Raw genomic sequence first — 12,938 nt, 5'->3', positions numbered from 1 at the left:
ATCATGAAAAAGCCCCCGTTTCGCCGTTCGCGCACCCGCGGCGCCGTCGCCGTCGAGTTCGCGCTCGTGCTGATGCCGATGATCATGCTCGCGACCGGCGTGGCCGAGTTCGGCCGCGCGATCTACCAGTTCGAGACGCTGACCAAGGCGACGCGCGATGCGGCGCGCTACCTGTCGGTCTGGTTGCCGACCGACAGCGCGTATCCGGCCTCGCAGGCGCAGTGCCTCGTCGTCTACGGCAGCACGACGTGCGGCGCCGCCGGCACCGAGCTGGTGCCGGGGCTCAAGACGTCGATGGTGACGATCTGCGACGCGCAGCGCACGACCGGCTGCAGCGACACGTCCGACCCGGCGCAGTTCGCGAACCTGCCGACCTACGACTCGAACAACAACGCGTCGGGCGGCACCGCGACGGGCGCGATCAACGTCGTCGAAGTGAAGATCACGGGCTACAAGTACCAGCCGATCCCCGCGTTCCCGGGGCTGCCGTCGATCACCTTCAACAACATCGTCACCGTGATGAGGCAAGTGTCATGAACGCGCGCCATGCCCCCCCGTCACGCCGGCGTGCCCAACGCGGCTCGGCGATCGTCGAGTTCGCGCTGATCGCGTGGATCCTGATCATGCTGCTGATCGGCATCTTCGAATTCGGCCGCGTGCTGTTCTACTGGAGCACCGCGAGCGAAGCCGTGCGCCTGGGCGCGCGCACGGCGGTGGTGTGCGACGTGAATGCGGCCGGCGTCGTGAAGCGGGTGAGAGCGCTGCTGCCGCTGCTGTCGAACGCGAACGTGTCGGTGAACTACTCGCCCGCGAGCTGTGACGTGAATTCGTGCGCGTTCGTGACGGTCAGCGTCACGAACGTCACGGTCAAGACGATGATCCCGTTCGTGAACATCACGGTGACGATGCCGCCGTTCACGACGACACTGCCGCGCGAAAGCCTCACTTCCGCGACCGGCGGCGCCAACTGTAATTAATCGAACAGGCGAGGCACACGACATGATCAACATCCTCGTAGCTTCCGACGACACCGCGCGTCTTTCGCAGATCGCGCGCCTCGTGGCCGACTGCGGACACTATCGCGCGACACGCGCGACCGGCCGCCCGTCGCAGATCGAACATCGCACCGACGGGCTCGACGCGTTCGACATCCTGCTGGTCGACGGCACGTCGCTCGAGCCGTCCGAGCTGTCGGCGATCGAACGGATCTGCCGCGCGCACGCGAGCCTGACCTGCATTCTCGTGACGGCCGACGCGTCGCCGCACGTGCTGCTCGACGCGATGCGGGCGGGCGCCCGCGACGTGCTGCAGTGGCCGCTCGACCCGCAGGCGCTCGGCCACGCGCTCGAACGGGCCGCCGCGCAAAGCACGCGGCGCGACACGGACGACACGCGGATCGTGTCGTTCATGTCGTGCAAGGGCGGAGCCGGCACGAGCTTCGCGGCCAGCAACCTCGCATTCGAGATCGCGGAAGGCTTCAAGCGCCGCGTGCTGCTGATCGACCTGAACCAGCAGTTCGCCGACGCGGCGTTCCTCGTCAGCGACGAAACCCCGCCGTCGACGCTGCCGCAGCTGTGCGCGCAGATCGAACGGCTCGACAGCGCGTTCCTCGACGCGAGCGTCGCGCACGTGACGGAAAACTTCCACGTGCTCGCGGGCGCCGGCGACCCGGTCAAGGCCGCCGAGATGCGCGAGGACGCGCTCGAATGGATCCTGGGCGTCGCCGCGCCGCGTTACGACTTCGTGATCTTCGACGTCGGCGTCTGCATCAATCCGCTGTCGATGGTCGCCCTGGATCGCAGCGACCAGATCGCGCTCGTGCTGCAGCCCGCGATGCCGCACGTGCGGGCCGGCCGCCGGCTGCTGGAGATCCTCGTGTCGCTCGGCTACTCAACTGACCAGATGCGGCTGATCGTGAACCGCGCGACGCGCGCGAGCGACCGCACTCGCACGGCGCTCGAGGAAGTGCTCGGCCTGCACGCGGCCTGCACGATTCCCGACGATGCCGACACCGTGCTCGAAGCGCTCAACCAGGGCCATCCGGTGTCGCGGGTCGCGCGCGGCACGGGGGTCGTCCGAGCGTTGCAAGGGTATGCGAAGCAACTCGTCGAAGGGGAGGTGCGCGCGGGACACGGCGCGACGCACAGCGAACCGCTGATGTCCCGGCTGTTCGGCCGCAAGGCCACGCCGAAGCTCAAGTCCATGTAAATCTTTCGGGGAACCATCATGTCATTGCGCGAACAGATGTCCTTGCAACGGGCCCAGCCGCTGGCGACGGGCAGCGAACCGGCCGGCCCGACCCATTCGTCGGTGCGCGACGCATACCAGAAGCTGCGCCGCGAAATCCACCTGGCCGTGCTCGAACGCGTCGAGCTCGAGCGCCTGTCGCGGATGCCGCAGGAATCGGTCCGCATGGAGATCGGCCTGCTGATCACGCGCATCCTCGACGAGGAGCGGCTGCCGGCGAACGACATCGAGCGGCGGCAGCTCGCGATCGACGTGTACGACGAGATGTTCGGTTTCGGCCCGCTCGAAGCGCTGCTGCGCGACCCGACCGTTTCCGACATCCTCGTGAACACGTACCGGCAGGTCTATGTCGAGCGCTTCGGCCAGCTCGAACTGACCGACGTGACGTTCTATGACGACGCGCACCTGATGAAGGTGATCGAGAAGATCGTGTCGCGCGTCGGGCGCCGCATCGACGAATCGAGCCCGATGGTCGATGCGCGTCTGCCCGACGGCTCGCGCGTGAACGCGATCATCCCGCCGTCCGCGATCGACGGGCCGCTGATGTCGATCCGGCGTTTCGCGGTCAATCCGCTGAAGATGGACGACCTCGTGCGCTACCACAGCCTGACGCCGCCGATGGCCGAGTTGCTCGATGCGCTGTCGCGCGCGAAGGTGAACGTGCTGGTGTCGGGCGGCACCGGCAGCGGCAAGACGACGCTGCTCAACATCCTGTCCGGCTTCATTCCGCGCAACGAGCGGATCGTGACGATCGAGGATGCCGCCGAACTGCAACTGCAGCAGCCGCACGTGCTGCGGCTCGAAACACGCCCGCCGAACATCGAAGGCAAGGGCGAGATCACGCAGCGCACGCTGGTGCGCAACGCGCTGCGGATGCGCCCGGACCGGATCATCCTCGGCGAAGTGCGCGGCGCCGAAGCGCTCGACATGCTCAACGCGATGAACACCGGCCACGAGGGCTCGCTCGCGACGATCCACGCGAACACCCCGCGCGACGCGCTGACGCGGCTCGAGAACATGATCAGCGTCTCCGGCCTGACGCTGCCGCCGAAGACGATGCGCCAGCAGATCACGTCGGCGATCTCGGTGGTCGTGCAGGCCGCGCGGCTGACCGACGGCAGGCGCAAGATCGTCAGCATCCAGGAACTGACCGGGATGGAGGGCGACATCATCAACATGCAGGAGATCTTCACGTTCAAGCGAACGGGCGTGGACCGCGACGGTTCGGTACGCGGCCACTTCTGCGCGACGGGCGTGCGGCCGAAGTTCGTCGAGCGGCTGCAGGCATTCGGCATCAACCTGCCGGATTCGCTGTACGACCCGTCTCAGCGGTACGAGACGAACTGACGACAGGGCGCCGTTCGCTGCCGGGGAGGCTTCATGAACACGATCTTTTACGGTTTTGTGATTCTCACCTTCGTCGCGGTGGTTCTCGCGATCGAAGGCGGTTATCAATGGTGGAACGCGCGGCATGGCGCCGCCGCGCGCCGGATCGAATCGCGCATCCGCTCGATGTCGGCCGGCGGCAACGTCCAGCAGGAACGGCTGTCGATCCTGAAGAAGCGGATGCTCGACGAATCGAAGCCGTTCGACCGGCTGCTGCTGCGCATGCCGCGCGTGCATCGGCTCGATCTCGTGATCCAGCAATCGGGCCTCGACTGGACGCTGCCGAAGCTGATCATGCTCAGCACGGTGTTCGCGGCGTTCGCGTGGCTTGCGCTGAGCTTCGCGACGTTGCCGCAGCTCGCTGCGCTGCCGGTCGCGCTGTTCGCCGGATGCCTGCCGATGATGTACGTGATGCGCTGCCGCGGGAAGCGGATGCGCAAGCTCGAGCGGCAGTTGCCGGACATCTGCGACATGATCGCGCGCGCGCTGCGGTCCGGCCACTCGTTCACGAGCACGCTCGGGATGGTCGGCGACGAGTTTCCCGAGCCGATGGGCGGCGAGTTCCGCGTCACGTTCGACGAGGTCAACTACGGCGTGTCGTTGCACGATGCGCTGATGAACCTCGTCACGCGCGTGCCGGTGCAGGACCTGCGCTACTTCGTGATCGCGGTGCTGATCCAGCGCGAGACGGGCGGCAACCTCGCCGAGCTGCTCGACAGCATCGCCGCGCTGATCCGCGAGCGCTTCAAGCTGTTCGACAAGGTGCGCGTGCTGTCGGCGGAAGGGCGGTTGTCGGCATGGATTCTCGGGCTGCTGCCGTTCGGCACCGCCGCGGTGATGGCGCTGCTGAACCGCGAATTCCTGTCCGTGCTCTGGGAGGACCCGGCGGGGATCAGGATGGTCGGCGCGATGCTGGTGTCGATGCTGTTCGGGCTGTTCTGGATCCGCCGTATTGTCCGCATTCGCGTCTGACGCGCGAGCCGTATAACGAACCGTTGCGAGGCTGTCATGCAAAACCTGAGCGTAGTCCAGGCCGTGATGCTGGGCGGCTTGTTCCTCTTCGTGGCCGGCGGCGCGCTCGTCGCGATGCTGCTGTTCGCGCCGCGCAGCATCCAGCGCCGGGTCCAGCAGGCCGGCGGGGCCGGGGCGGGCGCGACCGGCGTGGCGGGCACGGGCGACGGCGACGACCTGACGTCGCGCTGGGTCGCGAAGCTGGTCGAGCTGTCCACGCCGATCTCGAAGCTGTCGGTGCCGAAGGAGGGCTGGGAGAATTCGCCGCTGCGCATCCGGCTCATGAATGCCGGCTGGCGCAACCAGAGCGCGGCTGCGCTGTATTTCACCGCGAAGACGGCGCTCGCGCTCGGGTTGCCGTGCGCGGCGCTGCTCGTGCTGATCACGACGTCGCTCGGCGACGAGCGTGCGATCCTGTCGGTCATCCTCGTCGCGCTCGCCGGCATCGGCTACTACATTCCGAACGTCGTGCTGTCGCAGCGGGTCAAGGTGCGCCAGAGGAAGATCTTCGAGGATTTCCCGGACGCGCTCGACCTGCTGACGGTGTGCGTCGAAGCGGGTCTCGGGCTCGATGCGGCGCTGATGAAGGTGAGCGAGGAGCTGCGGTTCAGCAGCGAGGTGGTCGCGAGCGAACTCGACCTGCTGCTGCTCGAGATGCGCTCCGGCTTCACGAAGGAGACGGCGCTGCGCAATCTCGCGCTGCGTACCGGTGTGGAGGACATCGAATCGTTCTGCGCGATGCTGATCCAGGCCGACCGCTTTGGCACGAGCATCAGCGAATCGCTGCGCGTGCTGTCCGACATGCTGCGCACGCGGCGCCGGATGCGCGCGGAAGAGCGGGCCGCGAAGATCGCGCTGAAGCTGCTGTTCCCGCTGATCTTCTGCATTTTCCCCGCACTGATGATGGTGCTGCTCGGGCCGGCGATGATCCACGTCTATCGCGTGCTGCTGCCGACGTTCGTGGGCATCGGGCAGTGAGTGACGCAGCGGCGTTGCGCCGGTTGCGTCGATCAAGGTTTTGCGTGCCGGATGGCCACCCCCGCCGGCCGGCACGGTAACAGGCTTCATGGAGGCTCCCTCCCCAGGCGGCGCCGCGAGACAGGTTGACCATAGCGGCGTCAAGGCATCCTGGACCCATGGTCGGCCATGGAACGAGCCGTAGTCCACCGCCTTAGCGGCTGCCCCCTACTGCTAACCTGAATGCCGGCGAAGTTTGCCGGCATCGCGTTGTGCGCCTGGATGAAACGGCACGGCGATACCTCGCCTGATAGTGAAAGACGGCAACGATCCGCGGGATTGTTGACTCCGTCGTTCATGGCAATGGCTTCTCGTTCGTTTTTTGCGCACCGCTGCGCGCCATCCGAAAATCTCCTTGAAATACCCGGCCCGAATTTCTACATTATTGAAAATCATGCCTGCATCACGGGACTGACGACGCAAACGTTACACGTGCCGGAAATACCGAACAACAACACTTGAAAATCAAGAGACGGCCCGACAATACGGAAAACAGGCCAGTCACGCACGATCAAGGCCGGGGGAAACATGAACGAGCAAGCAATGGCAAGCAGGTGGCCTGACGCTTCATCCAGCAGACATCCGCGGGCCCGTGGCGCCCGCGCGAATCCACCGCGCACGTTCCCCGGTCCGCTTCCCCCCGATTCCTGACCGCCGGCACGCGACCGCGTCCGCAAGACCGTTTCCGCACCGACATCCCGCACGACGAAGCACACCCGAAGCGGCCCGTACCCGGCCGGCGTCGCGTCGCGCGTCGGCCGTGCCGGCACGACCATTCGAACGAGGGACCCAGCATGGCCATCGATGTGCCTGTGACACGCCGGACGTTTCTGAAGCTGGCCGGGAGCGGCGCGCTCGTCGCGATCTCGATCACCCATTTGCCGGCGCTGGCGCTCGGCGCCGCCGGGCAGGCGGACGACGACGCGGCCGGGCCGGGCTGGGCGCCGGTGCCCGGCAAGGCGCGCTGGCGCATCGACGGCATCCCGAAGGTCACGGGCCAGAAGATCTACGCACGCGACTTCAAGTCGCGCGACTTCGTCGGCTGGCCGCAGCAGGAGAACTGGCTCTATGCGTTGCGGTGCGATCGGGTCGACGCCGTGTACGAAGGCTACGACCTCGGTGTGCTGCCGGCCGAATTGCGGCCGATCGCCGTCGTCGACAACGCATTGCTGAGCGCGCGGCGGATTCCGCTGGCACCCGAGGCCGACCCGATCGCGAACCAGGACATCTACTGGCTCGCGCGCACCGGCCACGCGGCGGATTGCTACGGACAACCGGCCGCGCTGCTGATCTTCGAGAACTTCGATGTCTATCGTCGAGCGAAGAAGCTGCTCGATTTCAACCAAGGCGTGATCCGTTACGGCGCGCCGGTCACGCGCCCGACGGCCGCGCAGGCCGTGCCGTTTTCTCCCGTGACGATCTACGTGCGCGATGACGAACGCGGCTTCAACTACGTCGACAACTACCAGACCGACAGCAGCGGCAAGCCGACCGCCGAATACCTGAAGCAACGCGAGGAGGCGGTCGCCAACATCGACGCGACGATTGCCCGCAACGCGGCCGCCGGCGCGTGGATCGGCGTGCGCGCGACCGGCAACGAAGGATTCGAGACGCCGGCGATGGACCCGATGTTCATGGAACCCGAAGCGGGGCTCGCCTGGTACGACGCATCCAGCGCGACAATGAGCCTCGTGCTCGGTACGCAGTCGGCGAACGACGATGCGACCGGCGCACTCGCGCTGTTTCAGGGCAGCGACATCGCGGCCAAGGAGGCCCACGTCATCGCGTGCTATCCGGGCGGCGGCTTCGGCGGGCGCGACAAGTCCTATTTCCCGCTCTATCTCGCGCTCGCGGCGCCGTTCGCGACGGGCGCGCTACGCTGGCAGCAGTCGCGCTACGAGCAGTTCCAGGTCGGGTTGAAGCGCTGCGAAACGCAGTTTTCGGAATCGCTGTGGTTCAACCGGCGCGGCAAGCTCGAAGCGATCACGTGCGATTTCCTGATGAACGGCGGCGGCAAGAAGAACCTGTCGCCGTACGTCGCGCAGCTCGCCGCGCTGAGCGCGATGAGCTGCTACGAGATTCCGCGCGCACGCGCGCAGGCGGCCTCGACTTACACGCGGGAAGTGTTCGGCGGATCGCAGCGCGGCTTCGGCGGCCCCCAGGCGTTCATGGCGGTCGAGACGCTGATGGACGAGGCCGCGCGCCGGCTCGGGCTCTCGCCGTTCGCGATCCGTCGCGCCAATTTTCTCGGCGGCACGCCCGGGCTCGGCAAGGGGCGCGCGATCACGGGTGCGCCGATCCTGTTCGACCTGCAGCTCGACGCGCTGCTCGACCGGCTCGAACAGCACCCGCTGTGGCGCGAACGCGAGCGCACCCGCGCGGAACGCGCTGCGCACCATCTTCGCTACGGCGTCGGACTCGCGATGGCGAACGAGGCGTACGGCACCTCCGGTGACGGCATGTTCGGGATGGTGCAGATCCTGCCCGACAGCCGGCTGCGCGTGGTCACGCCGTACACCGACATGGGTAACGGCGCGGCCACGACGCTGGGGCTCGCACCGTCCGAATTTCTCGGGCAGAACGCGCAGACGATCGCCATGAGCGAGATCGGGCCGTTCAATGCACTCGGGCTCACGCGGTCGAGCAACCCGTCGGCCAATCCGAAGACGGTGCGCTATACGTACGGTTCGTCGAGCGCCTGTCTCGGCGCATTCCATCAGTACCACGCAGTGAAGGGGGCGGCACAGGCCTTGTTCCTGCAAAGCGTGTTGCCGGCTGCCCGTGCGCGGTGGGGCGTGCCCGTGCGGGCCGAGGACGTACGCTGGGCCAATGGTGCGCTCGTCGCGACCGGCCTCGCGCCGATTTCGTGGCCGACGCTGCTCGACACCATCACGGAGCTGGGCCTGCAGACGGTGGCGGCCGTGCATGCGAGCTATGCCGGCTACTTCTGGAAGGGCACCTATCCGTTCGCGTCGGGCAGTGCGCAAATCGACTACGACTACGTGGCGGTCGGCCTCGATCCTTACTTCCTGACGCCGCTGTACCGCACGCTGCAGGCGCCGCCGGTCGACACGAGCCTCTACGGGCGCACGACCTATGCGCCATCGGCGTCGCTCGTCGGCGTGTCCGTCGATCCGGCGAACGGGCGCGTGAAGGTCGAGCGCGTGGTGTCGGCGGTGAGCGTCGGGCGGCAACTGTCGCCGGAGCTCGTCGAAGGACAGTCGCAGGGCGCGGTCGCGATGGGCATCGGCAACGTGCTGACCGAGACGTGCCCGCTCGGCCCGGACGGCCCGGGTGGCGGCCGATGGAACCTCGACCGCTACGAGGTGACGCGCCTGCCCGACATTCCCGAGCAAGAGCTGATCGCGCTGCCGCCGCCCGGCAACGATCCCGCGAATGCGCGCGGCATCGCGGAAGCGGTGATATGCCCGATCGCGCCGGCGCTGCTCAATGCGCTGGCGATGGCGACGGGGCGAAGGTTCAGGGTCACGCCGGTCACGCCGGACAAGATTCGGGAGGCACTGCAATGAGCGATCCGATCCGCATGGTCGTGAATGGCCAGCCCGTCGAGGCAGCAGCCGACGACGCCGACATGAACCTCATCGACTTCCTGCATGAACGACAGGACCTGACCGGCACGAAGCTGTGCTGCGGCATCGGCGTGTGCCGTGCGTGCACGGTCGGCGTGCGCAACACGCCCGACGCGCCGATGGAAAAGACGCTGTCGTGCTCGACGCCGGTCAGCGCGATGGCCGGCATGCACGTGTACACGATCGAAGGGCTCGCGCAGGACGGCACGCTGTCGCCGCTGCAGCAGAGCTTTCTCGAATCGTTCGCGTTCCAGTGCGGCTACTGCGCGTCGGGATTCCTGATGGCCGCGACCGCGATGCTCGATCATCTGCGCGCGCAGCCGGTGCCCGCCGCCGAACTGGACGCGATGATCGAGACGTGGGTGGGCGGCAACGTGTGCCGATGCACCGGCTACGTCAAATACATCGAGGCCATCCGCAAGGTGGCGATGCGCTACACGAAGGAGGCGGCATGACGATCAGGACCTGCGTCGCGGCGCTGGCGATGCTGCTGGCCGCGCCCGCCTCGTTTGCCGCGGAAGGCGCCGATGCCTCCCTGCACGAATACGCGCAGCAGTGCACCGACGAAATCGGCGAGATTCCCGCGTTCGACTGCAACAGCGGGACGGACGTGCCGATCACCGTCAACGGCAGCGTGCCCGCGCGGTACACGGCACACATGACCTGCGATCGCCCGGCGCTGTTGCCGTACGACGCGCCGACCTCCGGGCAATGCACGCCTTACTCGAAGATCCTCGACCTGTCCCACGGCGACACGCAGATCTCGGCGTTTTGCCGTCGCAAGCAGATCCGCGAGAACCGCAGCCCGTATTACGACGAAGTCGACATCGTGCTGCACCACGTGCGCAACGGCAAGACCTGCTGGTTTCATGCGGACAAGGGCGGCACGGGCGGCATGGACGCGTCGCGCGTGCCGCCGCCGAACGAGAAGACCCCGCCGCCCGGCCGGCCGTCGGCCGCGGAATTCTGGTGGAAACCGGCTGCGACCGCGACGAAGCGCTGCGTGTCGTGCCACGACGCGAGCCCGGTCATGTACAGCCCATGGATCGGGCAGGTTTGGAACCGCGTGCCGACCGATCCGTGGGGCAAGTACGTCAATCTCGGGGCCGACTTCGCGTCATGGACGTCGCACGCGATCAGCACGCCCGGTAACACCTGCATCGGCTGCCACCGGATCGGCGACCAGAACAGTTGCAAGATCTACGTGCCGCTCGCCGCCGGGTTGCTGCCGCCGCCGAAAGGCAGCAACCCGCTGGCGAGCAGCTATCCGCTGACGCACTGGATGCCGATCGACAACAACCGCAGCCGCGACGAGTGGAACGCGGCCAACGTGAAGTCGGTGAGCGACCTGCTCGAGTGCTGTTCGGCGCGGGGCAAGAACGATCCGAAGTGCTCGTTCACGCCGGCGGCGCAGGCGGCGAAGTAGGGGGCCGCCGGGCGGCACCCCCCGCATACCCGCATGCCTGCGTGCTCGAGATCGAGTCGGTGGCGGGCCGGCATCTGATCTGAATCCAGGCCGATGCGCCGTGCCGGATATCGGCTGCGCACGTTGCGCGTAATGTGGCGGAAAGGTTCCATCCGCACGACTGTTTCATCCGTCGAGCCAATCGCATCGATGCCTTGAGTTTCGTCATCCGCCGCGCTACATTGCCGCTCGCAGCATTCCGCACGGACTCCTGCGCATCCTGTAACGCGTACGTAAGGAATCCCCGATGGGGCAACAGGCGGAAGGCAACGACGACATTCCCGGCAATCCGGCCAGCCGCGACGCACTCGCGCCGGTCGCAGGCGCCGCCGCGTTGCTGGTCGCCACGCTCGGCGCGCTGGGCGCGGTCGACTTCCTCCCCGCCGACCTGCGCTGGTGCGCGCCGCTTGCCAGTGCCTGGTGCAACGTACTCGTGGTCGCGATCGGCGTGCTGCTCGCCGGCCGCGCGCGCCGCGATCCTCCCGAACTATCGGCCGCCACGCTGATCGGCGACTGGCTGCGCGATGCGTTCAGCCGCAAGCACGAGCCGGAGCAGGACGACAACCCGTGGCCGGCGATCGCCGCTGCGATCGACTGGCGGCCGTGGGCCGTTGCCGCGGGCGGCGTGCTCTCCGTCGCGCTGGCCGCGCTCGCGTGGCAGCCGCCATCGCCCGGGATGCTGGTGCGCGCGATGGCTGCGCCCGAGCCGACGCTCGCGGCCGGCGCGGCCTGCATCGTGCTCGCCTTCCTCACACTCGTCGCTGAACGCCACCATGCGGCGGCCGCCAGCCGTTCGGCGGTGTCCGCGTCGCTCACGCGGGTGCTGCGCGTCGCGCTCGTCACCGCGCTCGCGGGTGCGCTGGCCGCTGCAGGGTTCGCGTTCCGGCACCGCCCCGCAGACGGGCTCGTGCGGGCGGTCGCGCTGCTCAATGCTGCCGTCGCCGCCGAACTGGCGCTGCGCGGCGTGCTGTCGTGGTTTGCGGTGCCGCGCGGCGCCATCGTGCCGACCAGCGCGATCGCCGGGCTGCTGAGCCGGCGCCCGTCGCCGTTCGCGTCGCTCGGCGCCGAACTGCGCCATCGTTACGGCATCGACCTGCGGCAGAGCTGGGGCTGGCGCAGCTTCGTGCGGCTGCTGCCCGGCGCGCTCGCCGCCACCGTCGCGTGTGCATGGCTGCTTACCGCCGTCGTCGTGCTGAACCCGGAGCAGCGCGCGGTCTATGAGCGCTTCGGCGCGCCGGTCGCCGTCTGGCAGCCGGGCCTGCACGTCGGCCTGCCCTGGCCGTTCGGGCGCGCGCGCATCGTCGACAACGGCGCGGTGCACCAGGTCGCGATCGCGGGCAACGTGAGCGACGGCGGCGCCGATACGTCGCCCGTGCCGGCCGATGGCCCGACACCCGAACGCCTCGACCGTCTTTGGGATGTGCCGCATCCGTGGGAAACCACCCAGGTGATCGCCGGCGCGAACGGCGACCGCCAGAACTTCCAGATCGTCAACGCCGACGTGCGGGTGGACTACCGGCTCGGCCCGACCGATGCCGACGCGCGCGCGGCGCTCTATCGCACGATCGACCCGGAAAGCACGGTGCGCACGAGCGCCAATCGCGAACTCGTGCACTACCTCGCGTCGCATACGCTCGAATCGCTGCTCGAAACCAATCAGGCCGCGATGGCCGGCCAGTTGAAGCGCGCGATCCAGCAGCAGCTCGACCGGCTGCAAAGCGGCGTCGACGTGATTGCGGTCGTGATCGAGAGCGTGCATCCGCCGACCGGCGCGGCCGCCGCGTTCCATGACGTGCAGGCCGCGCAGATCCGCGCGCAGGGCAGCGTCGCGCAGGCGCGCGGCTTCGCGGCCGGCCTGCTCGGCAACGCACAGCAGCAGGCGCTCGAACGGGTCGCGCACGCCGAAGCGCAGGCCGGCGACACGATGTCGTCGGCGCGCGTGCAGCAGATCGATTTCGACGCCGACCTGGTCGCATACCGGCTCGGCGGCCCCGCGTTTCCGTTCGAGTATTACCTCGACCGGCTGCAACGCGGCCTGCGCGACGCGCGCATGACGATCATCGACGACCGGCTGGCCGACGGCACGCGGGCGACCGTCGATCTTCGCAATACGCCTGCCGGCGATCTTGCCGGCATCCATTGACATGTCGCGGCGATTTCCGCACGGACGGCGCGACACGGCAACACGCCGTGTCGCCGCGCCGCACGCGGGCGACGCCGCA

Annotated in this window: 11 protein-coding genes; all 11 read left to right on the top strand. The window is 67.9% G+C overall.

Annotated features, from left to right (window positions below; genetic code table 11):
* Positions 1 to 3 precede the first annotated feature (3 nt).
* The 11 genes from CFB45_RS35250 to hflK all read left to right on the top strand — a co-directional run bounded on the left by CFB45_RS35250 (position 4) and on the right by hflK (position 12,859).
* Complete coding sequence (locus CFB45_RS35250) at positions 4 to 537, top strand: TadE/TadG family type IV pilus assembly protein (RefSeq protein WP_089429722.1); 534 nt, start codon at positions 4 to 6, stop codon at positions 535 to 537.
* Entirely contained in the window at positions 534 to 977 is a 444-nt protein-coding gene (locus CFB45_RS35245; RefSeq protein ID WP_089429721.1) for a TadE/TadG family type IV pilus assembly protein, read from the top strand. The genes CFB45_RS35250 and CFB45_RS35245 overlap by 4 nt, the downstream gene beginning before the upstream one ends.
* A gap of 22 nt (positions 978 to 999) precedes the next feature.
* Positions 1,000 to 2,208 carry an AAA family ATPase gene (locus CFB45_RS35240; RefSeq protein ID WP_089429720.1) on the top strand — a complete coding sequence of 403 codons (1,209 nt, stop codon included), beginning with the start codon at positions 1,000 to 1,002 and terminating at the stop codon, positions 2,206 to 2,208.
* 18 nt (positions 2,209 to 2,226) lie between these two features.
* Positions 2,227 to 3,594: a CpaF family protein gene (locus CFB45_RS35235; protein WP_089429719.1), complete on the top strand. Its 1,368-nt coding sequence runs from the start codon at positions 2,227 to 2,229 to the stop codon at positions 3,592 to 3,594.
* Positions 3,595 to 3,627: 33 nt separating this feature from the next.
* The gene (locus tag CFB45_RS35230; RefSeq protein ID WP_089429718.1) at positions 3,628 to 4,605 is read left to right on the top strand and encodes a type II secretion system F family protein; all 978 of its coding nucleotides are present in this window, start codon (positions 3,628 to 3,630) and stop codon (positions 4,603 to 4,605) included.
* Between the two features lie 36 nt (positions 4,606 to 4,641).
* Positions 4,642 to 5,622, top strand: a complete 981-nt coding sequence (locus CFB45_RS35225; protein ID WP_089429717.1) for a type II secretion system F family protein — start codon at positions 4,642 to 4,644, stop codon at positions 5,620 to 5,622.
* Between the two features lie 222 nt (positions 5,623 to 5,844).
* Positions 5,845 to 6,123 carry a hypothetical protein gene (locus CFB45_RS38790; RefSeq protein WP_144025264.1) on the top strand — a complete coding sequence of 93 codons (279 nt, stop codon included), beginning with the start codon at positions 5,845 to 5,847 and terminating at the stop codon, positions 6,121 to 6,123.
* 332 nt (positions 6,124 to 6,455) lie between these two features.
* Positions 6,456 to 9,191, top strand: coding sequence for a xanthine dehydrogenase family protein molybdopterin-binding subunit (locus CFB45_RS35220; RefSeq protein ID WP_089429716.1), 2,736 nt, complete (start codon positions 6,456 to 6,458; stop codon positions 9,189 to 9,191).
* On the top strand, positions 9,188 to 9,706 hold the full coding sequence (locus CFB45_RS35215) for a (2Fe-2S)-binding protein (RefSeq protein WP_089429715.1): 519 nt from the start codon (positions 9,188 to 9,190) through the stop codon (positions 9,704 to 9,706). Before CFB45_RS35220 ends, CFB45_RS35215 begins: the two co-directional genes overlap by 4 nt.
* A complete protein-coding gene (locus CFB45_RS35210) occupies positions 9,703 to 10,677 on the top strand; it encodes a hypothetical protein (protein ID WP_089429714.1) in 975 nt (324 codons plus the stop codon). Before CFB45_RS35215 ends, CFB45_RS35210 begins: the two co-directional genes overlap by 4 nt.
* Positions 10,678 to 10,963: 286 nt before the next feature.
* Positions 10,964 to 12,859: a protease modulator HflK gene (gene hflK, locus CFB45_RS35205; RefSeq protein ID WP_089429713.1), complete on the top strand. Its 1,896-nt coding sequence runs from the start codon at positions 10,964 to 10,966 to the stop codon at positions 12,857 to 12,859.
* Positions 12,860 to 12,938: the final 79 nt, after the last annotated feature.

The sequence above is a fragment of the Burkholderia sp. HI2500 genome (assembly GCF_002223055.1).
In the GTDB taxonomy this organism is placed as follows: Bacteria; Pseudomonadota; Gammaproteobacteria; order Burkholderiales; family Burkholderiaceae; genus Burkholderia.
This window is presented reverse-complemented; position numbering and strand designations above follow the sequence as displayed.

Coding starts and splice junctions, on each gene's coding strand:
- CFB45_RS35240 (WP_089429720.1), top strand. CDS start 1,000: ATGATCAACATCCTCGTAGCTTCCGACGACACCGCGCGTCTTTCGCAG.
- CFB45_RS35220 (WP_089429716.1), top strand. CDS start 6,456: ATGGCCATCGATGTGCCTGTGACACGCCGGACGTTTCTGAAGCTGGCC.
- CFB45_RS35230 (WP_089429718.1), top strand. CDS start 3,628: ATGAACACGATCTTTTACGGTTTTGTGATTCTCACCTTCGTCGCGGTG.
- CFB45_RS35215 (WP_089429715.1), top strand. CDS start 9,188: ATGAGCGATCCGATCCGCATGGTCGTGAATGGCCAGCCCGTCGAGGCA.
- CFB45_RS35225 (WP_089429717.1), top strand. CDS start 4,642: ATGCAAAACCTGAGCGTAGTCCAGGCCGTGATGCTGGGCGGCTTGTTC.
- CFB45_RS35250 (WP_089429722.1), top strand. CDS start 4: ATGAAAAAGCCCCCGTTTCGCCGTTCGCGCACCCGCGGCGCCGTCGCC.
- hflK (WP_089429713.1), top strand. CDS start 10,964: ATGGGGCAACAGGCGGAAGGCAACGACGACATTCCCGGCAATCCGGCC.
- CFB45_RS35245 (WP_089429721.1), top strand. CDS start 534: ATGAACGCGCGCCATGCCCCCCCGTCACGCCGGCGTGCCCAACGCGGC.
- CFB45_RS38790 (WP_144025264.1), top strand. CDS start 5,845: ATGCCGGCGAAGTTTGCCGGCATCGCGTTGTGCGCCTGGATGAAACGG.
- CFB45_RS35235 (WP_089429719.1), top strand. CDS start 2,227: ATGTCATTGCGCGAACAGATGTCCTTGCAACGGGCCCAGCCGCTGGCG.
- CFB45_RS35210 (WP_089429714.1), top strand. CDS start 9,703: ATGACGATCAGGACCTGCGTCGCGGCGCTGGCGATGCTGCTGGCCGCG.